Here is a 26972-nt window from a genome sequence, read left to right as displayed (position 1 = left end):
GATAGTGTGTGGGGAGTTGGCAGACCGCGTGCGGAAGGGGAATTTGCACGAGCACGATTGCCCGACGGAACGTGATGCATTTACGCCCACTTACTGAAACGGTTCCTCAAGCATGCGGGCAAGATACTCGCTATATTGCCCGAAGGTCCATGTTGTGTAATCGTGTGTAGAATCTATCTTGCTGTGCATGGACAGCGCATCCCTCATCAAACGACTCAAGGCCGACGGCTGGTACCTGGTGCATACAGCAGGCTCACATTACCAGTTCAAACATTCGACCAAGCCCGGCAAGGTGACGGTGCCGCATCCCAAGAAAGATCTGCCCTTGGCAACCCAGAAAAGTATTTTCAGGCAAGCCGGCCTGAAGTAAGGCCATCAGGAGAACCCCGTGCTTTATCCAATCTACGTTCACAAGGATGCCAATAGCGCCTATGGTGCGGCCTTCCCCGACTTTCCTGGCTGCTTTGCGGGAGCGGACGATTTGCAGGACCTGCCGGCCGCTGCACAAGAGGCGGTGGAAGTGCACTTTCACGGCGAGACAGAGCCCATCCCTCGGCCTAGCGCGCCCGAAGACTGGTCCGATGATGCGCAATTCCAGGGCGGCTACTGGATGCTGGTAGAGATTGATTTGTCACGCGTCAACGCCAAGGCGATACGGCTCAACGTCAGCCTGCCGCAGAGCCTGGTAAAACGCATCGATGCCGTTGCTCAGGCGCGCAGTATGTCGCGTTCTGCCTTTCTGGCCCTGGCGGCAGAACATGAAATGCAGGTCGCCAGCCGCTGACGTCCTGTTGAGGACTCCCGCAGCAATTACTGTGCTCCGCCGCCCCTCCCTCAATCCAGCCGATAATCCTTCCCGCACGCTGCCGCCGGTGGCAGCGGTTCGCCCGCCAGTTCCAGCAAAGATCGCTCGATTTCCAGACTGATGGCATCCAGCGCCAGGCCATTGGGGGAGCAGGCGAAGGGCAGGGATATTTCGCTGGCGATGGCTTCCAGCGCCAGGAAGGTGTAGGAGACGAAGACCGAAATCAGCGGTGTGGCAACGCCGATGGCATCGACCAGCCCGAACGGCAGCAGCAGGCAATAGATGTAGACGGTCCGGTGCAGCAGCACGCCGTAGGCAAAGGGGATGGGCGTGGAGGCGATGCGCTCGCTGGCGCCGATGCAGTGGTTGATCTCGTTGAGCTGCTGGTCGCAGGTCCACAGGCCAGTGTCGCTGAGCCTTCCCTGCCGGTTGGCCTGGGCCAGCATGGCGCGCAGCTGGTCCATCTGGTACACCGGGAGGTATTGCACCGTGCCGGCGGCCGCATCGGCCTCAGCCGCGCCCGGCAGCAGGCGCGCCATGTCCTCTCGTGGTGAAGTCTTGCGCAACTGGTGCTTGAGCGCATAGGCCAATGCGATGATGCGACGGATGAACAACTTCTTGTGGGCGGCATCCTCGCCCGTCACGCCATAGCGCAAGCCCTGCGACGCCAGCGCCCGCGCTGCAATCAGCAGGGCACCCCAGATCTTGCGGCCCTCCCAGTAGCGGTCATAGCTGGCGCTGTTGCGAAAGCCCAGGAAGATCGCCAGCGCCACGCCCAGCAGGGTGAAGGTGGAGGTGTTCAGCGGCAGCTTGTCGCCGAAGATCTTGCCGTCGGTCAACACCGCCAGGGTGGAAAAGGCCGTCATCATCAGCATCTGCGGCATGATGGTGCGCAGCACCGAGCCGTTCCAGACGAAGAGCATGCGGAACCAGTGGGGCTGGGGGCGAACGATCATATTGGCTTCCCGGAACAGGAACGAAAAAGTCGAAGCCCCATGTTAATTCCGCGCCGCCCCGGCAAGCGTAGACAGATGACGCCAGCGTCCGCACATACAGCGGACCGCCGTCCAGCCCTTACTGACGGGCGATGGTGAATCCGATGGTGTTATGTCCGCCGCCGCTGCTGGCGAAGGCCCGCCCGCCATGCATGCGTGCCACCGCCTTGACGATGGCCAGCCCCAGGCCGTGGCCATGGCTGCCGTTGATGTCCTGGCGGGCGCTGTCGACCCGGTAGAAGCGGTCGAACAGGCGCGGCAGGTGCTGTTCGTCGATGGCGGGGCCGGGATTGGTGACCGCCACCCTGACCATTTCTTCACCTGCGGAAATATCGATGCGCAGCATTGCGCCTTGTGGTGAATGCTGGATGGCGTTCTGGATCAGGTTGGTCAGTGCCCGCTTGAAGAGCGCCGTTTCCATGGTCGCCGTGGCCTGGGTGTCGCCGGCGACCGTGATGCCCATGCCGGCATCGTCCAGCACGAACTCGAAGAAATCGGCAGTCTTCTGCACCTCCGCAGCCACCCGCGCCGGCACCCGGGCGGTGGCGGCCTCGCCCTGGTCGGAGCGGGCCAGGAACAGCATGTCGTTGACGATGGAACGGATGCGGTCCAGTTCTTCCAGGTTCGATTGCAGCACGTCCTTGAACTCGCCCGCGCTGCGTTCGCGCGCCAGCGCCACCTGGGTTTCGCCGATCAGGTTGGCCAGGGGCGTGCGCAGCTCATGGGCCACGTCGGCATTGAAGGCTTCCAGTTGGGTATAGGCCTGTTCGATGCGTTCCAGCGCGCCATTGAAGGCGTCGGCCAGGACCGACAGTTCTTCCGGCAATGCTTCCACCGGCATGCGCGCCGACAGCTTGCGCGGCGAAAAGCTCTGGGCGCGGACCGACATGCGGCGCAGCGGTGCCAGTCCGGCGCGGGCGATCCAGTAGCTGGAGATGACAGCCAGCACGATGCCCAGCAGCGAGGAGATGCTGGTCCCCAGCAGGAAGGTACGGCGCATCTCGAAGTAGGGTTCTCCATCCACGCCCACCGTGACCCGCACTTCGGGGCGCTCCTCGAAGGCCGGCAGGGTGCGCGTCATGATGTGCAGGGGGAAGCGGCGTCCCGGCAGATGCAGGCGGCCGACCACCTTGCCGTCGTCGTGGGTGATGGCGGTCGGGGTCAGGCGGGTGAGGTCGCCATAGGTAAAGCGCGGGTCGTCGCTGGCGATCCAGAAGAACACGTGCTGGTCCGCCTGCGACAGGGTGGAGAGCTTCAGCTGCACGCGTCCCCAGCGCTCGGTGTTGCCGGCGCGCTCGATCTGGTAGCTGATGTCGTTGAGGGTGGTGAAAAGGGCGTCGCGCTCGTGGCGCAGCAATTCGCCCTTGAGGACGGTGTAGAGCACCACGCCAGCGACGGCGAAGATCAGCAGGGCCGAGGCGGCCGACATCAACACCAGGCGCGCTGTGATCGATTGTCGCAGCGGCAGCCGACGTCGGCGGGTCGGTTGCGCCGGCGGGGCGGTCTGGAGATCGGGCTCAGTCATCGCCGGCGTCTGCCGCAGCCCGGGGCTCCAGCACGTATCCCATGCCGCGCACGGTATGCAGCAGTTTCTGTTCGAAGGGCGCATCGATCTTGGCGCGCAGGCGCTTGATGGCGACTTCGACCACGTTGGTGTTGCTGTCGAAGTTCATGTCCCAGACCAGTTCGGCGATGGCGGTCTTGGACAGGATCTCACCCTGGCGCCGTGCCATCACCGCCAGCAGGGCGAATTCCTTGGCCGTGAGGTCGATGCGCAAGCCGCCACGAAAGGCCTTGCGCGAGAGCAGGTCGATCTGCAGGTCGCCGATGCGCAGTTGCGCCGGCTCCTGCGCGCGACCGCGCCGGGTCAGGGCCTGCAGCCGGGCCAGCAGCTCCAGGAAGGAAAAGGGCTTGATCAGGTAGTCGTCGGCGCCGTCGTGCAAGCCCTTGATGCGGTCTTCCACGCTGTCGCGGGCGGTCAGCATGATGACCGGGGTCTGCTTGACCGTGCGCAGCGAACGCAGCACGGCAAAGCCGTCCAGCCCCGGCAGCATGACGTCGAGCACGATGACGTCGTAGTCATGCTGGATCGCCAGGTGCTGTCCATCCACCCCGTTGGAGGCCAGGTCGACCGCGCATCCCTGCTCGGTCAAGCCCTTGCAGAGGTATTCGGACATCTTTTGTTCGTCTTCGACTATCAGGATCTTCATGCGGTCTCCATAGCCTGCGCCGGGGCAGGATCGCCCGGCATCAGTCCATGCCGGATTCTACCGTCCCGGCTTTTTATCGGTGTGGTCTTGTTTCAATGTTCCACCTGCGGCGGCTGTTGGGCCAGGCGGGCGGCCTTGCGGGCTTGGCGTGCCTTCTTCTTGCGTTCATACCAGTAGTGCGCCCGGTCCAGGTAGAGATAGACCACCGGGGTGGTGAACAGGGTCAGTGCCTGCGACAGCACCAGTCCGCCCACCATGGCATAGCCCAGTGGCCGGCGCAGCTCGGAGCCGGCGCCATGGCCCAGCATCAGCGGCAGGCCCGACAGCAGGGCGCACATGGTGGTCATCATGATGGGGCGGAAGCGCAACAGGCAGGCCTGGTAGATCGCTTCTTCCGGCTTCATGCCCTGACTGCGCTCGGCGGTGAGGGCGAAGTCGATCATCATGATGCCGTTCTTCTTGACGATACCGATCAGCAGGATGATGCCGATCAGCGCGATCACCGACAGGTCGTAGCCGCCTATCATCAAGATCAACAGGGCGCCCACGCCGGCCGAGGGCAGCGTGGAGAGAATCGTCAGCGGGTGGATGTAGCTCTCGTAGAGCAGGCCCAGCACGATGTAGACCGCGATCAGTGCGGCGGCGATCAGGTAGGGTTGGGACGACAGCGAATCGCCGAAGGCCTTGGCCGTACCCTGGAAATTGCCCACCAGCGTCTGTGGCACGCCCATCTCGTCCTTGGTCTTCTGGATGATGTCCACCGCCTCGCCCAGGGACACGCCCTTGGCCAGGTTGAAGGAAATCGTCACCGCCGGGAACTGGCTCTGGTGGCTGATCGAGAGGTAGGAGGTCTTGGTCGTATCGACCTTGACGAAGGTCGACAGCGGCACCTGCTGGCCGGTCAGGGGCGAGGTCAGGTAGAGCTTGTCGAACAGGGCCGGGTCCTTCTGCAGCTGCGGCGTCACTTCCAGGATCACGCGATAGCTGTTGATCTGCGTGAAATACTGCGCGACCTGGCGCTGGCCGATGGCGTCATAGATGGTGGCGTCGATCAAGGCCGGCGAGATGCCGAAGCTGGAGGCGCGGGCGCGGTCGATGGTGATGACGGCCGCCGCCGCCTGGTTCTGCTGGTCCGAGGCTACATCGGTCAGCTGCGGCAGCTGGCGGAAACGCTCCAGCATGCGCGGCGCCCAGACGTTGAGCTCATCGAGGTCGGTATCGGTGACGGTGTACTGGTACTGGGTGCGCGAAAGGCGGCCACCGACGTTGATGTCCTGGCTGGCCTGCATGAACAGGTTCACCCCCTGCACGCGTGCCACCTTGGGTCGCAGGCGGGCGATGATCTCGTCGGCATTGGTGGTGCGCCCCTGGTCCTTGGGTTTCAGGGCGATGAAGAACTGCCCGGTGTTGAAGGTGGTGGAACCGGCGCTCATGGCAAAGCCGATCACGTCCGGGTCCTGGCGCACCACGTCGGCCACCTTCAGCAGGCGTTCATGCATGGCCGCCGAGGAAGTGTCCTGCGAGGATTCGGCAAAGCCGACGATGACGCCATTGTCCTGCTGCGGGAAGAAACCTTTGGGGATGAAGATGAACAGCACCACCGTCAGCGCCACCGTCGCCAGGAAGCTCATGAGCGTGATGAACTGGTGCTTCATCACCACATCCAGCCCGCGCTTGTAGCCGGCCAGCATGGCGTCGAAGCAGCGTTCGAACCATTGATACAGCTTGCCGTGGCGCTGGCCGTGTTCGTTCTTGAGGAAGCGCGAGCACAGCATGGGCGTCAAGGTCAGCGAGATCACCACCGACACGCCGATGGTCAGCGTGACCGTCACCGCAAACTCGCGGAACAGGCGCCCGACGATGCCGCCCATCAACAGCAGCGGGATGAACACCGCCACCAGCGAGACCGAGATCGAGATGATGGTGAAGCCGATTTCGCCCGCGCCCTTCAAGGCCGCCTCCAGCGGTGACATGCCTTCCTCGACGTAGCGGTAGATGTTTTCCAGCATGACGATGGCGTCATCCACCACGAAGCCCACGGCGATGGTCAAGGCCATCAGCGACAGGTTGTCGAGGCTATAGCCGACCACGTACATCACGCCGGCCGTGCCCATGATGGCCAGCGGCACCGTGACCGAGGGGATCAGGGTGGCCGCCACGTTGCGCAGGAACACGAAGATCACCATCACCACCAGGGCGATGGTCAACACCAGGGTGAATTCCACATCCTCCACCGAGGCGCGGATGGTCTGGGTACGGTCGATCAGGGTGTTGACGTGGATGGCGGCCGGAATCGCTGCACGCAGGCGCGGCATGGCGGCCTTGATGCGACCCACGGTCTCGATCACGTTGGCACCGGGCTGCTTGGTGATGGCCAGCACGATGGAGCGGCCGTTGGTGATGGTGTGGTCCGCCGTGTTGGCAGCACCCGAGAAGGCCCAGGCGGCGATCTTGTTGTTTTCCGGCCCGTCGATGGCGATGCCGATGTCCTTGACCCGGATCGGCGCGCCATTGCGCCAGGCCAGGACCATGTCGTTCCACTGGTCAGCCTTGAGCAACTGGTCATTGGTATAGACGGTAAAGGCCTGGCGCGCGCCATCGACCGTGCCCTTGGGCTGGTTCACGGTGGTGGTGGCGATGACGCCGCGGATGTCTTCCAGGCTCAGGCCCAGGGTGGCCAGCTTGGCCGGATCGACCTGGATGCGCACGGCCGGCTTCTGCTGGCCGTTGACGTTGACCAGGCCGACGCCGGAAATCTGCGAAATCTGCTGGGCCAGGATGTTGTCGGCGTAGTCGTTGACCACCGTCAGCGGCAGCGCATCGGACTGCACCGACATGATCATGATGGGCGAGTCGGCCGGGTTGATCTTGCGGAAGGTCGGCGGATTCGGCAGGTTGGACGGCAACTGCCCGGTGGAGGCGTTGATGGCCGCCTGCACATCCAGCGCGGCGGCATCGATGTTGCGGTTCAGGTCGAACTGCAGGGTGATCTGGGTCGTGCCCAGCGTGCTCTGCGAGGTCATCTGCGAGAGCCCGGCGATGAGCGAGAACTGGCGCTCCAGCGGCTGCGCCACGTTGGAGGCCATGGTCTCGGGACTGCCCCCGGGCAATTGCGCAGTCACCTGGATGGTCGGGAAGTCAACCTGCGGCAGCGGCGCCACCGGCAGCAGCGGCCAGACCGCGATGCCCACCAGCAGGATGGCGATGGCCAGCAGCGTGGTGCCGATGGGGCGCTTGATGAAGGCGGCGGAAACGCTCACTTGGTGTTTCCTTTCGCATCGGTGCCAGCGGCGGAACTGCTCTGGGTCTTGGCAGGCTGCGGCTTGCTCTCGACGATGCGGCTGCCCGGCTTGAGCTTGTACTGGCCGTCGATGACCACGCGCTGGCCAGCGGTGACACCGCTATCGGCGGCCAGCACGGCCACGCCGTCCTGGATGCGATCGACCTTGACCGGCTGCATGTTGGCCTTGTCGTCCTGGTCGATGGCATAGACGTAGGTACCCTGCTGGTTGCGCTGGATGGCGGCGGCCGGCACGGTCAGGGCATTGCCGTGGGAATTCATCTGCAGGCGGGCATTGACGTACTGGCCCGGCCACAGCTTGTGCTCGGCATTGTCGAAGCGCGCCTTGAGCTGCACCGTGCCGCTGGTGGTGTTGATCTGGTTATCCAGCAGCACCAGCTTGCCGGTAGCCAGTACCTCCTGCGAGTCGCGGGCATAGGCGCTGACCTTGAGCGGCTGCTGGCTGCTGCGCTGGGCGCGGTTGATGGCCACTACCGCCTCCTCGGGCAGGGTGAAGACCAGGGTGATCGGATCGATCTGGTTGATCACCACCAGGCCATTGGCATCGCTCGCATGCACGATGTTGCCGGGGTCCACCAGACGTGCGCCCACGCGCCCGGAGAGCGGGGCGTTGATGGTGGTATAGCTCAATTGCACCTTGGCATAGGCCACCTGGGCCTCGTCGGTCTTGACCGCCGCTTCCAGCTGCGCCACCAATGCCTTTTGTGTATCCAGCTGCTGCTGGGTGGCCGCGTCCTGGCCGCGCAGGGTGGTGTAGCGCTGCAGGTCCAGCCGTGCATTGGTCAGGGTGGCGGCGTCCTTGGCGCGTTGCGCCTCGGCCTGCGCCAGTTGCGCCTGCAGGGCGCGCGGGTCGATCTGGGCCAGCAACTGGCCTTTCTTGACCTCTTCACCTTCCTTGAAGCCGACCTTGTCCAGTTGGCCGTCGATGCGGGTCTTGACCACCACGCTGGCATTGGCCGTGACCGTACCCACGCCGGCCAGATACAGCGGCAGGTCGCGTTCCTGCACGCTCGCCAGCGAGACGGCCACCGGTGGCGGCGCCTTGGCCGCCGGCTGGTCGGCGGCGCGGGCGTATTCGACATAGGACCAGGCGCCGATGCCGGCCGCCAGGATCAGGGCCGTGGCAACGAACACGGCGAGGGGAGAGCGCTGGGGAGATTGGGGTGAGGTGGTCATGCCTGAAACTCGTCCTGAAATGATCGCTGTTGATTCGGAAATGGGTGCGTGGCCGCGCTCAGCGGGCAGCCATCGGCGGGGCAGAAGGTGTCGACGTTGCAGCATCAGCGGCCCCGGCCGCTGCAGCCGCTTCTGCCTGCCAGCCACCACCGGTGGCCTTGATCAGGGCGACGCTGGCCACCAGTTGCCGGCCCAGCAGGGTCACGGCATTGCGCTGGTTGGTCAGCGACGTGGCCTGGGTGGTCACCACCGACAGATAGGTGACGGTACCGGCCTGGTACTGGCGCATCGCCAGTCGTTCGGCCAGTTGAGCCGATTGCACCGCCTGTGCCTGGACCGCGCTTTCCTGGTCCAGCACGCGCAGGGTGGAGAGGTTGTCTTCCACTTCCTGCAGGCCACCCAGCACGGTCTGCTTGTATTGCGCCACGGCGGCATCGAAGGCGGCCGTGGCCGCATCGTTGCGGGCGCTGCGGGCGCCGCCGTCGAACAGGGTCTCGGCCAGCGCCGCACCCAGCGACCAGACCCGGCCGGGGGTGTTGAACAGTTGCGCAAAGGCCGGGCTGTTGTAGCCGCCGCTGGTGGAGAGCGTGAGGGTCGGGAAATACGCCGCCCGTGCCACGCCGATGTTGGCATTGGCGGCAGCGGCCAGGCGCTCGGCATTGGCGATGTCGGGGCGGCGTTCCAGCAGGTCCGAGGGCAGTCCGGCAGGAATCTGCGGCAGGCTCGCCTGCAGGCGCTGGGCATTGGCGTCCATGGCATCGTCGCTGGCGGTGGCGGCGGCCACCGGTGCCAGAGAGAAGGCGGCCGGCGCCTTGCCGATCAGCATGGCGATGGCATGTTCCAGCTGGTTGCGGGTAGCGTCGAGGTCGATCAGCTGGGCCTGGGCGGCACGCAACTGGGTTTCGGCCTGGGCCACATCGGAGCGCAGGGCGGTACCGGCTTCGTATTGATGGGTGGTCAGTTGCAGCGAGCGACGATAGGCCTCCACCGTGCGACGGTACAGGTCCTTCTGCAGATCGGTCACGCGCAGTTGCAGGTAATCCTGGGCCAGTGTGGCCTGGATCGCCAGGCGCGCCGCCGCCAGGCTGGCCGCACTGGCCTGGGCGCTGGCATCACCGGCTTCGGCGCCGCGTCGGATGCGGCCCCAGACATCGGCCTCCCACGAGGCATTGAGGCCCACCGTATAGGTGTCGGCCAGCCGCTGCACGCCGTTGCTGTTGGTCTGCCCGCGCGCGGCGCCGGCCTGCAGGCCGACGGTCGGCCACAGGCTGGCGCGGGCCAGTGCGGCGGTGGCCTGGGCCTGGCGATACTGGGCGGCGGCCTGCTGGATGGTCTGGTTGGCGGCGTTGGCCTGGGTGATCAGGTCATTGAGGATGGGGTCGCCATAGGCTTGCCACCAGGGCTGGTGGTCGTCGACCTGGCGCGGCGTGGCCTGCTTCCAGGGGCCGGCTTCCTTGTAGGCCTGCGGCAGGTCCATGGCCGGGCGCACGTAGTCCGGGCCGACTGCACAACCGCCCAGCAGCGCGGCCAGCAACAGCACCGTCATTCCCTTCTTGGCGCGGAAGGGGGTTCGATTATTGGGATGAGTGAAATGACGGGTACTGACGCTGGCTGCGACGCGGCGAAACGGGACGACCATAGGGCTCACGGAGATGGCTTGCGGATGACGGACAGACCGACCCCGGCGCCCCTCAGCGCCCGTAACCGGCCCCTGCTTAGGACGCTAATGTAAGCCTTGCCCCTCGACGTCAGGCTGACATCAAGATGACAATTCTGTCAGCCAGGGCGGGGACCGGTGTAGGCGGCGCGGGGACGGATCAGGCTACCGTCGCGCCCCTGTTCCAGCGCGTGGGCGATCCAGCCCAGCGAGCGGCCCAGTGCAAACAGGCCGAAGGCGCTGCCGGCTGGCAGATCCAGATGACGGCGCAGCGCCGCCAGGGCGAAATCGACCGAGGGGGCATGGCCGGTCAGCTCCCGCACGGTCGCGATGGCGACCTGCCAGCGGGGATGGGCGTCGAGGAAGCCCTCCAGCAGGGCCTGAGCCCGTACATCGCCCTGCGGATAGAGATGGTGGCCGAAGCCAGGCAGGTCATCACCCCGTGCCAGCCGTTCGCGCAGGGCCTGGGCCGGATCGGCCGCTGTCTCCAGCATTTCCAGCAGCGCCTCGACGCGGGCCGTGGTGCCGCCGTGCAGCGGGCCGCTCAGCGCCGCCAGCCCGCCCACGATGGACGCCTGCAGATTGGCGCCGGTGGAGGCAATGCAGCGGGCGGTGAAGCCGGAGGCATTCAGTTCGTGGTCGGCGCACAGCACCAGCGATCGCCGGACCAGATCGGCACCGGCCGCATCCAGTTGCCAGGCCCGGGCGCACTGCAGGTGCAGGGGGGCAGTGGAGGGCCTGCTACCCAGCAGGCAGGCTGCCAAGCGGCGCACCAGCAGGCCGGCGCTGGCCAGTCGGCGGGCCGACGGCAATTGCCATTGCGCGCCGATGTCCTCGGCACAGGCCAGGGAGAACAAGGGCAGCAGTGTCTGTTCGGCGCGACGTTCACGCCACTGCGCCGCCAGTGCGTCAAATCCTGTGGGCAAGCAGGGCGCGGCCTGGTCGAAGGCCTCATCCACGGTGCAGCCCCAGAGCAGGGCGGCGGCCTCTTCGACGCTGGCCTGCGTGCTGAACTCCACCGCATCCTGGCCGCGATAGTACAGGCGCCCATCTTCGATCAGCGTGAGCGCCGACTCCAATACCGGCAAGCCCCAGTCCAGCGCCGCCCGCGCCACTTCGCGTGGCTTGCGGCCACGGGTGCGGTTGACCGCCAGACGTTCCACTTCGGCGGCCAGGTAACGGCTTTCCCGCGCTTCTTCCCCCGGATGGGCGTGCAGCAGGCCACGGCTGACGTAGGCATACAGGGTCTGGCGCGACACGCCCAGCAGGGCGGCGGCATCGGCGGAAGAAAGATAGGTGCTCATGGCGGGTCCAAATCGGTCGATAAGTTGATTAAATTAATCAATATTGACGATTAATTCAAGCGGAGTAAGCTGCAGGCATTCCCCCCTTGCCCGACACCGACCTTACTTGAGGAGCCCACCATGACCCAGCCCGACCCCACACCCGCCTACGCCATGCTGGCCGAGATCTGGAACGCCCTGGGCGGGCCGGCGGCCGCGCTGGAGACCGTCACCCTCAGTGGTGAGGGTGCCTTGCCCTCGGTCTTTGCCACCAGCGACCTGGCCCAGGCCTCGGTGGCGGCGGCCGGGATGGCGGTGGCGCAGTGGATCCACAGCAGTGGCGCGCCGCTGCCGCCGGTGCAATGCGACCGCCGTCTGGCCTCGATGTGGTTTGCGTCTTCGCTGAGGCCCCAGGGCTGGCAGGGGCCTTCACTCTGGGACTCGGTAGCCGGCGATTATCGTGCGCTGGATGGCTGGATACGCCTGCATACCAATGCCGCTCATCACCGTGCGGCGGCGCTGGCAGTGCTGGGGCTGGATCCACTGCAGGCGAATCGCGAGGAGGTGGCCCGCGAGGTGGCGCGCTGGCACTGCGCCGAGCTGGAGGCGGCGGTGGTCGGTAACGGCGGTTGTGCCGCCGAGATGCGCAGCCAGGTCCAGTGGGCCGCGCATCCGCAGGGCATGGCGGTGGCCGGCGAACCGCTGGTGGCCAGCCATCTGGTCGACGCCGGTCCGGCCACGCCGCGCCCCATTGACCCGTCCCGGCCCCTGGCCGGCGTGCGCGTACTGGACCTGACGCGGGTCCTGGCCGGCCCGACCGCCACACGCTGCCTGGCCGGCTTCGGCGCAGAGGTCCTGCGCATCGACCCGGCCCGCTGGAATGAACCCGGCGTGGTGCCGGAAATGACCCTCGGCAAGCGCTGCGCCCATCTGGAGCTGGACCAGCCCCAGGACCGCGCCACCCTGGAAACCCTGCTGACCCAGGCCGATGTGCTGGTGCACGGTTATCGCGCCGATGCCCTGGAGCACCTGGGCCTGGGGCCGGCCCGGCGCCGCGCCCTGAACCCGGCCCTGGTGGATGTGGCACTGGACGCCTACGGCTGGAGCGGCCCCTGGGCCGGCCGGCGTGGCTTCGACAGCCTGGTGCAGATGAGTTGCGGCATTGCCGATGCCGGCATGCGCCAGCACGGCAGCGACAAACCGGTCCCGCTGCCGGTCCAGGCGCTCGATCACGCCACCGGCTACCTGCTGGCCGCGGCCGCTGTGCGCGGGCTCACGCTGCGCCAGACCAGCGGGCAGGGCAGCCAGTACCGCCTGTCGCTGGCACGCACGGCCCATCTGCTGGCCGCCTATCCGGTGACGCAGGCGCATTCCGGCTTTGCTAGCGAAAGCCCGCAGGATCTGGATGCGCACCTGGAACAGACCTTCTGGGGCCCGGTGCAACGGCTGCGTGCGCCCTTGCAGGTGGCTGGTGCGCCCATGCACTGGAGCCTGCCGGCCGGGCCTTTGCGCTCGGCGCCGGCACGCTGGGGCTGAGCACGGCGGCTTGAGGTAGGATGTGCATCCTTGTCATAGGAGACCCACCATGCCCTCGACCGCCCGCAAGCTGCTGACCCAGAACAAGGGACTGCTGGCCTTCATCGCCCTGATGGTGGTGTTTCGCAGTGCCATCGCCGACTACAACGTCGTTCCCAGCGGCTCCATGCTGCCCACCGTGATGGTGGGCGACCGCATCCTGGTGGACAAGCTGGCCTACGACCTGCGCCTGCCGCTGACCCATATCAGCCTGCTGCGCCTGGGCGAGCCGCAGCGCGGCGACATCGTTACCGTTGATTCGCACCAGGCCGGGGAGCTGCTGCTCAAGCGCATCGTCGGCCTGCCTGGTGACGTGGTGGAACTGCGCGACAACGTGCTCACCATCAATGGCCAGGCGGCCAGCTATGGCCAGGCCCAGGTCAGGCCGGTGGCTGGCGACGGCGCGGATGATGCCGTCTACCGCGACGAGCGCATCGACGGCATGAACCATCTGGTACGCCTGTCGGAATCGCATCCCAGCCTGCACAGCAGCTTTGGCCCGGTAGTGGTGCCGGCGGATCATTACATGATGCTGGGCGACAATCGCGACAACAGCATGGATTCGCGCTATTTCGGCTTCTTCGCTCGCAGCGAACTGATGGGGCGCACCAGCCGCATCGCTTTTTCGCTGGACGCGGACAAGGGCTACCGACCCCGGCTGGACCGCTTCGGCCGCCTGCTGGATCCGGTCGACATCCATCATCAACAGCAATAACAGGCGCTGCTCCATTGTTGTCGTAAAAATCTGCGTTTTTTTGCTGTCAATTGCTCAAGTTGTCCAAAAGCATGCCGTTACCAGAAGCGGAAAACATGCAATTGCCATCTGGAGCACATCATTTCTCTCACCTTCATCTCCGATCCGGCCACCGGTCGCCGCAGGAATGCCGTCAGTCATGACGCCATCCTCGATGCCACGTATGTGATGCTCGAGGAGATCGGCTTCGACAAGCTCTCCCTGGAGGGCGTGGCGGCACGCGCTGGCGTGGGCAAGGCCACCATCTATCGCTGGTGGCCCAACAAGAGCGCCCTGGCCATGGAAGCGCTGCTGCGCGCGGTGGAACCGATGCCGGCCATCGGCGACAGCGGTTCGGCGCGGGAAGATATCGGCTTGCATATGTTGCAACTGTCCCAACTGTTGCGTGGCAAGTCCGGTCGTGTGGTGCGCGAGATGATTGCGCTGGCCCAGTTCGATGAAGAGAGCAAGCGCATCTTCAATGACAACTATCTTGAGCCGCGCCGCCTGGCGCTGGTCAATGTCCTGCGCCGCGGCGCCCAACGCGGTGAGTTCAGGGATGATGCCGACCTGAACCTGGTCTTCGATCTGCTGTATGCCCCCTTGCTGCAGCGCCTCCTGACCGGCAGTGCCGACATCGATGAACGCCAGATCCAGTCCCAACTGAAGCTGGTCCTGGGCAGCATCGCGCTGTCCCAACCCTTTTTAGCGACCAGTAAAATTTCGAGCCAACAAGCGTAAATTTTGTTGAGCAGTAGATAATTTGCACCTAGAATCCGAGACGAAACGTATCGTATTGGTTCTGGGAAATAGACTTTTTGTCTTTTGAAACAGGAGTGCTGGCTTTTTTAAGGGGCGTTTTTTGTAAAGAAAACGGCTCCGGCCTCCTTCCTCTCCGCCGCCGTGCGCGAGGGGAATTCTCATGGAAAATGCGAGCCGCCATCCTTTCCGATGGCTCGCTGCTTCCCCCGTGCCTGCCTTGGCAGGCGCTTCCCTGACCTTTACGTTGATCCGGACTTATATCACCGGCGGCTCCCTGCGGGCTGCCGGATAACGGTTGCCGTTCCGCATTTGGGCGCCTTCGGGCGGCGGTGCGGCGACCCAGGGGCAGACAATACATGCAAGTGCAAGGGGGAAATATGCACGGCGAGTCGATGCAGCAATGCGCGGGCGCAGGCGGGGCCTGGCAGCGCGAGGGACACTGCCGACGACAACGCCAGCTGCGGCGCTGTTGCCTGGCAGGCGTGGTAGCCATTCCGGTGTTATTGGGTTTTCTCTGGCTGCAGTTCGCCGCAGCGCGCAGTGGCGGTGAACTGTTCTACGCCGATCAGGTGTGCGGTTGCCGTGACGTGCTGACGCTGTGGGTGAGCGACTATGTGTGGACGCAGATGATCTGGTTGCCGGGCAATATGCTGTTCCTGCTGATCTGGATCGCGCTGGCGGTCAAACTGTGGAGCAGCAAGCGGCGCATGTGCTGAAGGCAGCCCTTCTGGCTGCCTTTTCACCCTTTTCACCTTTTTCGCCCTGTTCACTCTTCTCAACCGTCGATATGCGCCACCAGCGGCAGGTGGTCCGAGGCCACCCGTGCCAGCGGCGTGCGATGTACGTTCACCTGCAGCAGGCGCTGGCGCGGGCTGATCCAGATACGATCCAGCGCGAACAGCGGCCAGCGTGAGGGAAAGGTGCGTGGTGCCGGTGCCGCCTCGAAATGCGACACCAGCCAGCGCAGCGTCCGTCCCCACATGAACCATTCGTTCACATCGCCCATCAGGATCACCGGCGCCTGATCAGTATCGAAAGCCTGGAGCAGGCGCTTGATCTGGTCACGCCGTTCAGCCGGCTTCAAGCCCAGATGGGTGGCGACCACTCGCAGCATGTGGCCGTGGCAATCGATATCGGCATCCAGCGCGCCGCGCGGTTCCCGGCTGCCGAAGGAGAGGTCCAGGCTCTGCTTGGCCAGGATGGGATAGCGGCTCAGCACCGCATTGCCATAGCGTCGTTGCGGCGTATCGATGGTCGCTCCTTCAGCGGCGAAGAAACCGGTTTCCTCGCGCAGCAGCGCCAGCACATCCACCTGCTCCGTGCCGCCCAGCGGCACTTCCTGCAGGGCCAGCACATCGGCATCGATTTCGCGCAGGACCTGGGCAATGCGCAGCGGCGAAAACAGGCCATCCATTCCGACCGCACCATGGATGTTGTAGGTGGCTACCGTGAGCGGCCAGGGATCGAGATCGCGCAGCGGCACGTCGGCCGTGCGCACCAGTTCGGCGTCCGCTTGCCGTGTCGCTTCGTGCTGTCCCTGGCGGGGATGCACGGAGCCCGAGGTCCCCAAGGTGTCGATCCTCATCAAGCCTGGCGCGCCTCGATCGGATGATCGGCCTGGACGCGTGGCAGCGGGTCGTCGCGTCGCACGGGCTGGTCGGTCGTGGTCACCGCACCGGTGGTCTTGCCCATTGCATTGCGTGACGGCTTGCCCGGTTTCGTCTTCTTGTCGCGCGGCTTGAGCAGCTTCTGCAGGCCGAAGGCGGTCAGCATCAGGGCAGCCGTCACGCCCGCCAGCACCAATACCGTCTGCAGGCTGGGATGGCGGATCGCCTCGGCCAGGTTATGCGAGAACACCACCGTCAACACGATGCCCGGCACCATGCCGATCAGGGTACCGAGCAGGTAATCGCGCAGTCCCAGATGAGAAGCACCGGCCACCACATTGACCACCGTGAAGGGTGCAATCGGCAGCAGGCGCACCACCGCCATGGCGGCGATGCCGCGCTGGGCAAAGCGTCGGCTCAGATTGTTGATGCGCGGGCCCAGCATGTCGCGCAGCGCGTCATGGCCCAGCCAGTGACCCAGGCCGAAGCCGAGCAGGGCGCTCAGACCCACCCCGGCCGTGGCGTACAGGCCACCATTGACCGGCCCGAAGACCACCCCCGCCACTGCGATCAGCACCGTGATCGGCACCATCAGCATCCCCGCCACCACGAAGGCAGCAATGACGATGGCGGGTGTGAAGGGCATCTTGTCCACGCTGCGCGCCAGGGCGATGAGCGAACTCAGATTGATCCAGTCGCGCAGCGGCGTGAAGCGCCAGGCCAGTGCGAATACCACCAGTGCCACGGCCAACATGCCCAGCCCGATCATGCGGCGCGGCACCGGCTTGCGGGCGCTGCGCGGCACATAGGCGTCGACGATCTCGTCGGGGCTGACCGGGCGCTCTGGATCGAAGACAGCGTTGTCCTGGGTCAGGGCGTCCAGTTCGGGTATCAGGCGCGGGTCCATCGGCCGCAGTTCGCGCTGCTCGGGCTGGCGCAATTGTTCGATGGCCGCATGCAGGCCGGCCTGCTGGTCCATGGCCTGTTGCACGGCGGCCGGGCTCACGCCCAGATGTTCGGCCAGCAGGCGATTGCGCATGAGGGCGATGGCCTCGGCGATCTCGCGCTGGCGCTGCGCATCGCCCTGGACTTCGACCGTGAGATTGCATTCAGTATCGAAGCCCATGGAACGGTTGCTCATATTGGCCGAGCCGACCGAGAACAGGCGGTCGTCCATGGCGAAGACCTTGCTGTGTACGTTCAGGCAGCAGCTTTCTTCCAGCCCCGGCAAGTGCGGGCAATACATCTGGTAGCGCGCTTCGGCGGGCGGCTGCTGGCCTTCCAGCGCATTCTTGAGCCGGTGGTGGATGCGCGCGCGCAGGGCGCCCATGGTGGCCTGTTCCAGCCAGCCGCTCTGAGTCTGCGGGGAAATGACGGCCACTTCCGGGCCATCCGTTTCGCGCAGGCGGGCGCCGATGGCCTCGGCCAGCACGTTGGAAGTGAAATACTGGTTTTCGAAGAACAGATGCTGGCGGGCGGCAGCAATCGCATCCAGATAGAGCTCCCGCACCTCGAACACGCCCGGCCGGTCTTCATAGGCCGGTTCGGTACGGGAGATGCCGATGCGCAGGTCGCGCAGATCCGGCTCGAAGCCATCGGGCCAGAGCTCGCTGGCAGATGCTTGCGATGGCTCTAACCGGGGCGAGCGACCTTCAGCGCGTTCGGCATAGCCTGCCAGCGTCCAGCGGCGACGCGCCAGGTCGCCCAGGGCACGCGCCACATCGCCATCGACCATGGCCTGGACATCGTGGAAGGGGGCGTAGGGCTTGTCGTCCGGATCGTGCCGCAGCGGGTTGTCGGGGGCATGCTCGGGCGTATCCCAGCGGCAGCGCGTCAGGTCCAGGCCGCCGACGAAGGCCAACTGATCGTCGATGACCACGATCTTCTGGTGATGCGAGGCGCCCACCGGGTGACGGGCGTCGGTGCGGAAATGCAGGCGCTTGTTGCGGGGGCGACCGGGCTTCCTCGCCATCATCCATTCGCGCTCCAGCGCATAGAGCATGGCGTAGTCCCAGTTGAGCACACGGATGTGCAGCGCGGGCTGCCGCTCCACCAGCGCATGCAGCAGGTCGCCCAGCTGCTCCGGCAAGCCATCGTCACTGCCCTGCGGAACGAGCACCGTGCGGCTGTCCAGATCCCAACCCAGGATGTATACGCTGTGGCGCGCCTTGACCAGCGCACGCCGCAAGGCGCTGAAATAGTCGGCCGCGTCGATCAGCAGCTTGAAGCGGTCGGCGTGCTCTAGCCGCCAGCAATTGCGGCCAGGCTGCAACAGGCCGGGAGTGGGATTGTCCTGCAGGGTGGGCGACGGCATGGGGGCCTCCGGGTGCGCGGTCTTGTTCTTGTGATTGGTGTGGGTCTGGCTTGCCGCTCAGGGCTGGCCGACCGAGAGCGGATGCTCTTCGCCATCGGTCGAGGCTGGCCGCTTGCCGGCAGGCGCCTCATCCTGGCCTTGGTCCTGGCCCACCTGCCGATGCGCAGGTTGCGGCTGCTGGGGCAGGGCGTGTGGCTTGCTCTTGTCCATGGCGCCTTCGCTGGCGCGGGTGGTGTCTTCGGGCAGGGGAATGGCTTGGCTCATGGGAGTCTCCTCATCATCGGATGCGATTGTTCATTTCACTGTGGTGGCTGGCCGTTGGAGGCGGTCAGGCCGCCATCCACGGGCATGTTGACGCCGGTCACGAAGGCCGCATCGGGGCTGGCCAGGAAGGTGATCACGGCAGCGATTTCCTGCGCCTCGGCGCCACGGCCCAGGGGAATGCGCTCGGCAAACTTGTCCTGCAGGACCGGGTCGTCTTCCATGTCGGCCGTCATCGCGGTGTGCGTGAAGCTGGGGCAGACCGAATTGACGCGCACGCCCTTGCGGCCGAAGTCCATGGCCATGGCGCGGGTCAGGTTGACCACGGCGCCCTTGGAGGTGTTGTAGGCCGACAGATTCCAGTCCGCCCCCAGGCCCGAGACCGAGGCCACGTTGACGATGCAGCCGCGCGTCTTCTGCAGGTGCGGCATGGCTTCACGCGCGCCATAGAAGACGCCGTTCACATTGGTGGCCTGGACGCGGTGCCAGTCTTCCGGGCTGACTTCGGTGACGTTGCCTTCGGCAAAGATGCCGGCATCGCTGACCAGCACATCCAGACGGCCGAAGCGCTCGATGGCGAAGGCCACCATCTCGCGCACGTCTTCGTGGCGGGAAACGTCGGTCTCGCGGGCTGCCGTGCGCTCCGACGGCAGCGAATCGAAGACCTTGGTCAGGGCCGCCGCATTGCGGTCGGCCAGCAAGACCTGGGCACCTTCATCGGAAAACCGCCGCGCAGTGGCCTCGCCGATGCCGGAAGCCGCGCCCGTGACGATGACGACCTTGTCCTTGAAGCGCTGCAGATGGGAAGGGTTCAGTGGATGCATGCGGACTCCTTTGCAAATCGGAGGAAATAAAGAAGAAATGGTGGATGGCAGGCAGCCTGAACACCAGGAAGACCAGGGTAGAACCAGGATGCCAAAGCCTGACGATAGCCAACGATAGGCCATGGCCCGCCATCGGAACATCGGACAGCTCCCCAAGCTGCTGTAGGAAGACGCTGTCTCAGTTCGTGTCGCGGGGGGAGGTATCTCCTGCCGCTTGAGACCGGCCTTCTCACTGGCAGCCGCGGCCTGAATGCGAGCTATTTCCTGCGCCGCTTGTCACAAATGGATTGTCACGTAGCAGTAATACTTCAATGCAACAATGCGCCCCGCATCCAGACCGGTCGCTCATTTGTTCATGTTCCAGGGACGAATGTGAAACAAATGACAACACCGGTTCACCGCCATCTCAAGGGGAATTCCATGACCATCCGCATGCGTATCACGCTCCTGGTGATACTTACCTTCGTCGCCATTGCCGGCATCGGTGGCTACGCGATGTACCAGTCGCGCAGCAGCGCCGTCGAGGTCCGTTCCGTCACCGAAGGCGTGATGCCCAGCGTGCTGGCCTCGTCCGACCTGATGGGGCAGTTGAAGGACGTACAGTTGGCGGCCATGGTGATGGTCACCGAGAGCGATACCCAGCTGGTCGCGCAGGAAAACGACAAGCTGGCCGAAAAGAAGGCCGTGCTGGAACAGGCCCTGGCGGCCCAGGCCAAGCAGGCTGAAGGCGTCGCCCAGCGTGGCCTGATCGAGCAGGCCAGGGAAAGCCTGGACAACTACTTCGGCGCCATCGACACCACCGCCAAGTTCAAGCTGGCCGGCAAGAACGAGATCGCCCAGGCGCAGTTCTTCGGCGGCGTGATGCAGTACCAGAGCGAACTGGAAGGCATCGTCAACACCCTGCGCATCGAAAAGAACCGGTTCAAGGACAATGCCATCGCCTCGCTCAACGGCAAACTGGCCCAGACCACCACCACCATCAGCGTGGTCACGGTGATGGCCGTGCTGCTGCTGGGGGGCATCGGCTTCCTGCTGTATCGCCAGATCACCGGCCCCATCAGCCGCATGGCGGCGATGATGGGCGAGATCGCCACCAGCCAGGATTTCACCCGTCGTCTGCCGGTGCAGCGCATGGATGAGGTGGGTCATTCCATCGTCGCCTTCAACGGCATGGTGGAGAAGATCGAAGAAGCCTCGGCCCAGGTGCGCCAGAAGACCGCCGACATGCAGGCCATGCTGCAGAACATCCCGCAGGGCATTCTCACCATCGTCGACGGCAACCGTATCCACCCGGAGTACTCGGCCTTCCTCGAAACCGTCTTCGAGACCACCGACATCGCCGGCCGCGACGTGATGGAACTGGTCTTTGCCAATACCAACCTGGGCGCCGATACGCTGTCGCAGATCGAAGCCATCGGCGGCGCCTGCATCGGCGAAGACGTCATGAACTTCGAGTTCAACGAACACCTGATGGTGGGCGAGATCGAAAAGACCATGGCCGACGGCAGCAAGAAGATCCTGGACCTGTCCTGGTCGCCCATCACCGACGAGAGCGATACGGTCATCCGCCTGATGCTGTGCGTGCGTGACGTGACCGAGCTGCGCCAGCTGGCGGCGGAAGCCAACGAACAGAAGCGCGAACTGGAAATGATCGGCGAGATCCTGGCGGTGGCTGCACCCAAGTTTGCCGAGTTCATCGGCAGCGCGCGCCGCTTCCTGGACGAGAACGAGCAGATCGTGCACCAGAACCCGGAAGCGACCGCCTTCGCCATCGCCAAGCTGTTCCGCAACATGCACACCATCAAGGGCAATGGCCGCACCTATGGCCTGCTGCACCTGGCCAACGTGGTGCACCACGCCGAACAGCACTACGACGACCTGCGCCACCCGGCCAGCGGCGCCGTGTGGAACCAGCAGGAACTGCTGCAGCAACTGGCCCAGGTGCGCGAGTTCATCGACCGCTACGCCCGCATCAATGAGGTGACCCTGGGTCGGGGCAGCAGCACCGCCAGCGCTGGCGAACAGGTGCTGCCGGGTTACGAGCGCCAGGTCCTGACCATCGACCGCAAGCACATCCAGGAAAGCCTGCAGCGCCTGGAAAACGTCAACACCGCCAACCTGCACGAACTGGTGGCCGTGCGTAACGACGTGCGCCGTACCCTGCGCCTGCTGGGCACCGAAACCATTGCCGACGTGCTGGCCCCGATCACCGATTCGCTGCCGGCGCTGGCGGCCGACCTGGACAAGGCGGCACCGGTCGTGGACATCGAGGACAACGGTTACGTGGTCCATAGTTTTGCCGCGCCGCTGCTGCAGAACGTGTTCATGCACCTGATCCGCAATGCCATGGATCACGGCCTGGAAGGGCGCCAGGAGCGGGCCGCCAAGGGCAAGCCCGAGACCGGCACCATCAAGCTGGAGACGGGCGTGATGGACGACATGTTCCAGCTGGCGCTATCCGACGACGGCCGTGGCCTGGCGCTGGAAAAGGTGCGCCAGATCGGCATCGAAAAGCAACTCATCACCGTGGATCAAGCCCTGTCGGACGCCGAGATCGCCCGCCTGATCCTGCAACCGGGCTTTTCCACCCGCAGCGAAGTGACCGACGTTTCAGGTCGTGGCGTGGGCATGGATGCGGTGCTGGACTTTGTCACCCGCGAACATGGGAAGATCGAGATCCGCTTTGCCGATACCAACGAAGGCGCCGCCTTCCGCCCCTTCCAGATCATCGTGATGCTGCCCGAGAGCGTGGCGGTGGAAGTGGATGGCATCGACGTGCCTTACCCGGTGGCCGGCCAGGTGGCGACGGTGCCGGTCGCGCTGCCGCCGCAGGACGGCAATCCCCAGGTGGCCTGAGGGCCGACCGGCATCGGGCACCCAAGCACGAGAAGCAAACGCGGAAGCAAAAAAACGGATGAGCATGTTCAATTCGATCCTCCTGGTGGCGCTGGGCGCCGCCCTGGCCGGCCTGCCGATGACCTGGTTGTGGCTACGGCAGAAGCGTCGCGTCGGGCAACTGTTCGATGCCGGCCAGCTGGAGCAGGCCCGCGACCAGGCATTGGCGACGCTAGCGCAGCAGCAAGAGCAGTGGGCCGCCCATCAGCAGCAACTGGAACAGCAGCAACTGGCCGCCGAGCGCCACATGGCCGAGATGCGTCACGAGAGCGAGGCCATGCTGGCCCGCCTCAACCAGCAGCAAACCGACAGCCTCTCGCGCGTGATGCAGAACTGCGACGCCTCCCAGGACACCATCGGCAAGCTGCTAGGCCTGGTGCGGACCTTCGAGCGCTGGCACGACGACATGAACGAACTCATCACCCACAATCGCGACATGCACCGCATGAACGACGAGTTCGCCCTGATCGTGAACCAGGTCATCATCGTGGCCCTGAATGCTTCCATCGAGGCCGCTCGTGCCGGCGTGCACGGGCGCGGCTTCGCCGTGGTGGCGCAGGAGGTGCGCGACCTGGCGCAGCGGGCCGAGAAACTCTCCAAGAGCTACCGCGCCAACCTGTATCAGAACGACCTGATCACCACCACCACCTTCCAGGACCTGCAGGCTGGCGGCAAGATGATCATGGGCGCCGTCATCGGGCTGGACCTGATCAACAAAAAGACCAGGGAAACCCTGGCCCAGGCGGCATGAGCGCCCACGACATGGACGAGCTGCAGGCCGTGGCCCAGAGCATCGCCGAGGAGCGCATCAGCGCCAGTGCCCGCGACGGCTTCGACACCCTGTTGCAGCAAGCCCTGCGCGGCAGCCTGGTGCCCTCCGGCGCCGATGCGGTGATCACCGCCGTCGAGGTGGACGATCTGGCGGAAAAGAAGATGGTGGTACTCACCATTTCCTCTTACCTGTTCCGCCTGATGGTGATGTTCCATTTCACGCCGGACGCCGCCACCAAGGGCCACTTTGCGCGGCTCGCGGGTGACGGTGCGGCTGAGGTGGGGGCAGAGGGCGAGCAGGCCTTCATGGATGCGCTGGCCGAGTGCGGCAACCTGTGCTGCGGCATCTTCAATCGCGAGCTGGGGCGCTTCTTCCCGCACCTGGGCATGTCCACGCCCAACGTCATCGACACCCAGTGCCTGCACTACCTGCACAAGCTCAGGCACGCCCATGTGCGCCACTTTGCCATCGACATCGACCAGTCGCCCCGGCTGCATGTCTCGCTCTGCGTATCGGCCTATGACCGGCTGGACTTTGCCGTGTCGGCCGAAGAGCAGGCAGACACCACCGGCGAACTCGAACTGTTCTAGACCTCCATCAACGATCCGGGGAACCCACACCATCATGCAAGCCAGCGCCAGCCTCGACAACACCATCACCAGCAAGGTCCTGGTCCTGGACCGTGACGCCGACTGCTACGACACCATCAAGTCCTTTTGCGAACGGCATCAGCTGGTCGGCCTGAAGGCGCATGAAGAACACGTCATGGCGGTCTTGCGCAGCAACGTCGACCTGGGCGGCATCATGCTCTCGGAGAGCCTGGCCGGTCTGGGCGAGGGCGGTCGCGGCCTGGCCCGCCGCATCCGCGAGGTGCGCCCGGAGTTGCCCCTCTTCCTGCGCCGCCGCCGTGAAAGCGCCGATACGCCATTGGCCGAGCGCGACAGCGAACTCTTCAGCGCCGTCTACCGCATCGACGACATCGAAGCCCTGGCCCCCGCCGTGGCGGCCTCCATCTTCAGCCAGCGCTACCCCAATGCTCTGGTGCGTGGTATCGCCGAAATCAGCCGCATGGTGCTGGAGAGCCAGTTCCCCGGCATGCAGGTGGAGATCGACCAGCCCTATCTGGTGCGTGACCGCATCATCTTCGGTGAAGTCTTCACCCTGATCCCGCTGGAGAGCAGCTGGTGCCGTGGCTACATGATGCTGCAGGCCGAGCAGAAGACCCTGCAGGCGCTGGCACCGGAAGCGGCTGACGATTTCCGGCAACTCAACAATGCCCTGGGCGAACTGACCAACCTGATCTGGGGCTGGTTCAAGAACCGCTTCATCAACCAGAGTCAGCCCATCCAGCAGTTGAGCCAGGTGCCCATCATCATCAACCACCAGCATCGCTACATCTCCTTCGGCTCGGACGATGCGCAGCTGTGCTTCAAGTACGTGCTGCGCCGGGACGACGGCGTGCCGCTGGTGCTGCTGCAGCGCTTCATCTTCAACCTGTCCTGGTCGCCCGAGGATTTCCGCGAGAACCAGACCTCGGTGGAGGAACTGTTCGAATCGGGCGAGCTGGAATTGTTCTGACCTGGCTGCCGCGGCGAAGATTGCGCCCCTCATTTCCCTCATCCCCTCATTGACACAACCTTAGTGAAAGAGAATTCAACATGGCACAAATCCTGGTAGTGGACGATTCGAGCACCGTGCGCGCCGAAGTCGGCGACTTCCTCAAGAAGAACGGCCTGGACGTGGCGCTGGCCGTGGATGGCCGCGACGGCCTGAACAAGCTCAAGGGCGACCCGGCCATCAAGCTGGTGGTGTCCGACGTGAACATGCCCAACATGGACGGCCTGACCATGGCCGAGAAGATCCGCAGCGAACTGGGCAATGCCAGCGTGAACATCATCATGCTCACCACCGAGAACTCGCCCATCATGAAGGAACGCGGCAAGGCCGCCGGCATCAAGGGCTGGATCGTCAAACCCTTCAAGGGGGAGGCAGTGCTGCCGACTTTCAAGAAGCTGGTGGGGGCATAAGCTTGTTCCTGCATCGCTGAAGTCCTCCCGCGAAACACCAAAAAACAATTCGGCCTGCAATGCAGGCCGAATTGTTTTTGTCAGACCCGGTTCCGATTAAATATAGCTACAAATAATCCTTGTAAAAGCTGATTAAATGTAACTACAATAATTAATGGAAATCCTGTTCGATCCCCATAAAGACGCCATCAACAAACACAAACATGGCGTTTCGCTCGCAAAAGCCGCGGCTATCGAATGGGAGAGCGCCTTGATCACGCTTGATGACAGAATCGACTACGGCGAACAGCGGGAAATCGCGATCGCCTACATCGGTCTGCGACTTCATGTGGTGGTCTATGTGCAACGCGCGTTTGCCAGGAGGATCATCAGTCTGCGCAAAGCGAACAAAAGGGAGATTGATCGATATGCCGAAGCTTAAACAGGGCACCATCCTGCCCACCCCCGCGGAAGACGCGCAGATCACCGCTGCGGCGCTGTCCGATCCCGATGCACAGCCGTTGAGTCCGGCCCAACTGGCTGCGTTGCGGCCTGCACGGGGACGCGGCAGACCCGCAGGTAGCGGCTCCAAGGTGCAGGTCACAATGCGTTTCGACGTCGATATCGTCGAAGCCTTCAAGCGCGGCGGCGATGGTTGGCAAAGCCGCATGAACGGTGCCCTGCGCGAATGGCTGACACAACACCAATGACCATGGTCGGTGATTGATGGCGCGACCGCGTCTGCCTTCACTGCTCGTGTAGTTTCACTGCTCTTCCAGCACCAGCTCAAAGCAGATCAGCACCGGATTGCAGCCCCGCGCCAGCACCCCTTCACAGACCTGGCCTTGCGGATTGACCAGGCCGATATCCAGGCGGCCGATGCCATCCCGCACTTCCCCGGCACGGATCAGGATTTCCGTGGCGCGGTCATCCAGTACGCGGCCGTCCTCGAACTCGGCGCCGATGATGCTGCCCACGCTACCGCGCACGATGGCGTTGCGCATGTCGTGGGCGGCGCAGGCCTGCTCGACGGCCAGGGTCAGGTCCTGGTCGGGCCGGATGCGGGCCAGCACCACGCGCTTGCCGGTGGCGACGACGGCCTGGTCCGATAGGCGGGTGGGGTAGAAGAGGGTGAAATTGGTTTCCGGATCGTAGCGCGTGGCCATGGTGGCGTCGTGCAAACCCCAGGCCTGGGCCGGTGCGGCTTGGCCGACGATGGTCTTTTCCATCATCAGGTGGCCGCCCTGACGCTGGCCGTCGCGACCACGCCAGATGGCGTGGCAATGCACGAAGGGCTCGCCGTCCTTGCGCCCATAGGTGGCGCAGGCGTATTCGATGACGGTGCCTTCTTCCATCGCATGCGGCGCGCTGTAGAAGGCGGCATGCTGGTCATCCACCGCCAGCGCGGGCATGAGGAAGTGCAGCGCGGCGATCTTCAGATTGGAAAAGCGCACGGTACCGCCATCGAGCCCGGCGCGCGAGAGCGGGATGCTGATCGCGTCGCGCAGGCTCAGGCCCGCCTCCAGGGTGAAATCAAGCTGCATGGCCTGGCCTTCCAGGCTGACGATGCGTTCGGGTTCAGGCGGGCCGGGATGGCGGACGGTACGGGCGAAGGCTTGCGGGGTGGGCATGCGGTCTCCTGGGTAAGGTGTCAGGGCGCGGCTTTGGTGGGCCGTCGGATAGCCGGTTCGTAGGCGGCTGGTGTGGTGAATTATCCTGCGTTCTGCGTGGGATTGCTGGTGAATGTTTTTAACCGGAAGGTGTTTCACCGGGTGGGATGTTCAATTGCTCAGTAG

25 protein-coding genes are annotated in these 26972 nt (G+C 64.6%); 13 read left to right on the top strand and 12 right to left on the bottom strand.

The genetic code is table 11. The features are described from left to right. The first annotated feature begins 187 nt into the window (after positions 1 to 187). Both HFRIS_RS05680 and HFRIS_RS05675 read left to right on the top strand, forming a co-directional pair. Positions 188 to 370 (top strand): type II toxin-antitoxin system HicA family toxin, encoded by a 183-nt coding sequence (locus HFRIS_RS05680; RefSeq protein WP_006462305.1) that lies wholly within the window; start codon positions 188 to 190, stop codon positions 368 to 370. Positions 371 to 388: 18 nt separating this feature from the next. Next, complete coding sequence (locus tag HFRIS_RS05675) at positions 389 to 784, top strand: type II toxin-antitoxin system HicB family antitoxin (protein ID WP_006462304.1); 396 nt, start codon at positions 389 to 391, stop codon at positions 782 to 784. A gap of 50 nt (positions 785 to 834) precedes the next feature. Here the strand turns inward: HFRIS_RS05675 and HFRIS_RS05670 are convergent, their stop codons facing one another. The 7 genes from HFRIS_RS05670 to HFRIS_RS05640 form a co-directional block, all read right to left on the bottom strand. After that, on the bottom strand, positions 835 to 1761 hold the full coding sequence (locus HFRIS_RS05670) for a bestrophin family protein (RefSeq protein WP_006462303.1): 927 nt from the start codon (positions 1759 to 1761) through the stop codon (positions 835 to 837). Positions 1762 to 1879: 118 nt separating this feature from the next. Then, entirely contained in the window at positions 1880 to 3325 is a 1446-nt protein-coding gene (locus HFRIS_RS05665) for a heavy metal sensor histidine kinase (RefSeq protein ID WP_006462302.1), read from the bottom strand. Beyond that, positions 3318 to 4010: a heavy metal response regulator transcription factor gene (locus HFRIS_RS05660; protein ID WP_006462301.1), complete on the bottom strand. Its 693-nt coding sequence runs from the start codon at positions 4008 to 4010 to the stop codon at positions 3318 to 3320. The genes HFRIS_RS05665 and HFRIS_RS05660 overlap by 8 nt, the downstream gene beginning before the upstream one ends. Positions 4011 to 4102: 92 nt before the next feature. Further along, positions 4103 to 7270: an efflux RND transporter permease subunit gene (locus HFRIS_RS05655; RefSeq protein ID WP_006462300.1), complete on the bottom strand. Its 3168-nt coding sequence runs from the start codon at positions 7268 to 7270 to the stop codon at positions 4103 to 4105. Next, positions 7267 to 8487 (bottom strand): efflux RND transporter periplasmic adaptor subunit, encoded by a 1221-nt coding sequence (locus HFRIS_RS05650; protein WP_006462299.1) that lies wholly within the window; start codon positions 8485 to 8487, stop codon positions 7267 to 7269. The genes HFRIS_RS05655 and HFRIS_RS05650 overlap by 4 nt, the downstream gene beginning before the upstream one ends. Positions 8488 to 8545: 58 nt before the next feature. After that, positions 8546 to 10126 carry an efflux transporter outer membrane subunit gene (locus tag HFRIS_RS05645; protein WP_152486639.1) on the bottom strand — a complete coding sequence of 527 codons (1581 nt, stop codon included), beginning with the start codon at positions 10124 to 10126 and terminating at the stop codon, positions 8546 to 8548. Positions 10127 to 10263: 137 nt separating this feature from the next. Further along, complete coding sequence (locus HFRIS_RS05640; RefSeq protein ID WP_006462297.1) at positions 10264 to 11448, bottom strand: citrate synthase family protein; 1185 nt, start codon at positions 11446 to 11448, stop codon at positions 10264 to 10266. A 120-nt stretch (positions 11449 to 11568) separates the two neighbouring features. Here HFRIS_RS05640 and HFRIS_RS05635 point away from each other — a divergent pair, with 120 nt between their 5' ends. The 4 genes from HFRIS_RS05635 (at position 11569) to HFRIS_RS05620 (ending at position 15213) form a co-directional block, all read left to right on the top strand. Next, entirely contained in the window at positions 11569 to 12963 is a 1395-nt protein-coding gene (locus HFRIS_RS05635) for a CoA transferase (RefSeq protein ID WP_006462296.1), read from the top strand. Positions 12964 to 13012: 49 nt separating this feature from the next. Next, positions 13013 to 13717 carry a signal peptidase I gene (gene lepB, locus HFRIS_RS05630; protein ID WP_006462295.1) on the top strand — a complete coding sequence of 235 codons (705 nt, stop codon included), beginning with the start codon at positions 13013 to 13015 and terminating at the stop codon, positions 13715 to 13717. 108 nt (positions 13718 to 13825) lie between these two features. Continuing rightward, a complete protein-coding gene (locus tag HFRIS_RS05625; protein WP_274620108.1) occupies positions 13826 to 14476 on the top strand; it encodes a TetR/AcrR family transcriptional regulator in 651 nt (216 codons plus the stop codon). Positions 14477 to 14889: 413 nt separating this feature from the next. Continuing rightward, positions 14890 to 15213: a hypothetical protein gene (locus tag HFRIS_RS05620; protein WP_244436261.1), complete on the top strand. Its 324-nt coding sequence runs from the start codon at positions 14890 to 14892 to the stop codon at positions 15211 to 15213. Positions 15214 to 15272: 59 nt separating this feature from the next. On the opposite strand, the gene HFRIS_RS05615 is transcribed toward HFRIS_RS05620, so the two are convergent. From HFRIS_RS05615 to budC, 4 genes are read right to left on the bottom strand one after another with little or no spacing between them, the layout of a single operon-like run. Beyond that, a complete protein-coding gene (locus tag HFRIS_RS05615; RefSeq protein ID WP_006462292.1) occupies positions 15273 to 16082 on the bottom strand; it encodes an endonuclease/exonuclease/phosphatase family protein in 810 nt (269 codons plus the stop codon). Further along, a complete protein-coding gene (locus HFRIS_RS05610; RefSeq protein WP_006462291.1) occupies positions 16082 to 18418 on the bottom strand; it encodes a VTT domain-containing protein in 2337 nt (778 codons plus the stop codon). The genes HFRIS_RS05615 and HFRIS_RS05610 overlap by 1 nt, the downstream gene beginning before the upstream one ends. A gap of 57 nt (positions 18419 to 18475) precedes the next feature. Beyond that, positions 18476 to 18682: a hypothetical protein gene (locus tag HFRIS_RS05605; protein ID WP_006462290.1), complete on the bottom strand. Its 207-nt coding sequence runs from the start codon at positions 18680 to 18682 to the stop codon at positions 18476 to 18478. Between the two features lie 35 nt (positions 18683 to 18717). Further along, positions 18718 to 19503 carry a meso-2,3-butanediol dehydrogenase gene (gene budC, locus HFRIS_RS05600; RefSeq protein ID WP_006462288.1) on the bottom strand — a complete coding sequence of 262 codons (786 nt, stop codon included), beginning with the start codon at positions 19501 to 19503 and terminating at the stop codon, positions 18718 to 18720. Between the two features lie 420 nt (positions 19504 to 19923). Here budC and HFRIS_RS05595 point away from each other — a divergent pair, with 420 nt between their 5' ends. The 7 genes from HFRIS_RS05595 to HFRIS_RS05565 all read left to right on the top strand — a co-directional run bounded on the left by HFRIS_RS05595 (position 19924) and on the right by HFRIS_RS05565 (position 25886). After that, positions 19924 to 22359, top strand: a complete 2436-nt coding sequence (locus HFRIS_RS05595) for an ATP-binding protein (RefSeq protein ID WP_006462282.1) — start codon at positions 19924 to 19926, stop codon at positions 22357 to 22359. Between the two features lie 64 nt (positions 22360 to 22423). Continuing rightward, a complete protein-coding gene (locus HFRIS_RS26000; RefSeq protein ID WP_039874611.1) occupies positions 22424 to 23149 on the top strand; it encodes a methyl-accepting chemotaxis protein in 726 nt (241 codons plus the stop codon). After that, positions 23146 to 23760, top strand: coding sequence for a hypothetical protein (locus HFRIS_RS05585; protein WP_006462279.1), 615 nt, complete (start codon positions 23146 to 23148; stop codon positions 23758 to 23760). Before HFRIS_RS26000 ends, HFRIS_RS05585 begins: the two co-directional genes overlap by 4 nt. A gap of 34 nt (positions 23761 to 23794) precedes the next feature. Beyond that, entirely contained in the window at positions 23795 to 24748 is a 954-nt protein-coding gene (locus HFRIS_RS05580; RefSeq protein WP_006462278.1) for a chemotaxis protein CheX, read from the top strand. 80 nt (positions 24749 to 24828) lie between these two features. Beyond that, positions 24829 to 25197 (top strand): response regulator, encoded by a 369-nt coding sequence (locus tag HFRIS_RS05575; RefSeq protein WP_006462277.1) that lies wholly within the window; start codon positions 24829 to 24831, stop codon positions 25195 to 25197. Between the two features lie 154 nt (positions 25198 to 25351). Beyond that, positions 25352 to 25618, top strand: a complete 267-nt coding sequence (locus tag HFRIS_RS05570) for a BrnT family toxin (protein WP_006462276.1) — start codon at positions 25352 to 25354, stop codon at positions 25616 to 25618. After that, complete coding sequence (locus HFRIS_RS05565) at positions 25605 to 25886, top strand: BrnA antitoxin family protein (RefSeq protein WP_006462275.1); 282 nt, start codon at positions 25605 to 25607, stop codon at positions 25884 to 25886. Before HFRIS_RS05570 ends, HFRIS_RS05565 begins: the two co-directional genes overlap by 14 nt. A 54-nt stretch (positions 25887 to 25940) precedes the next feature. On the opposite strand, the gene HFRIS_RS05560 is transcribed toward HFRIS_RS05565, so the two are convergent. Continuing rightward, the gene (locus HFRIS_RS05560; RefSeq protein ID WP_006462274.1) at positions 25941 to 26807 is read right to left on the bottom strand and encodes a PPC domain-containing DNA-binding protein; all 867 of its coding nucleotides are present in this window, start codon (positions 26805 to 26807) and stop codon (positions 25941 to 25943) included. Between the last annotated feature and the right edge of the window lie 165 nt (positions 26808 to 26972).

This window comes from Herbaspirillum frisingense GSF30 (assembly GCF_000300975.2).
Taxonomy (GTDB): Bacteria; Pseudomonadota; Gammaproteobacteria; order Burkholderiales; family Burkholderiaceae_D; genus Herbaspirillum; species Herbaspirillum frisingense.
Note: the sequence above shows the minus strand (reverse complement) of the source record. Positions and strands in the feature narration are given on the sequence as shown.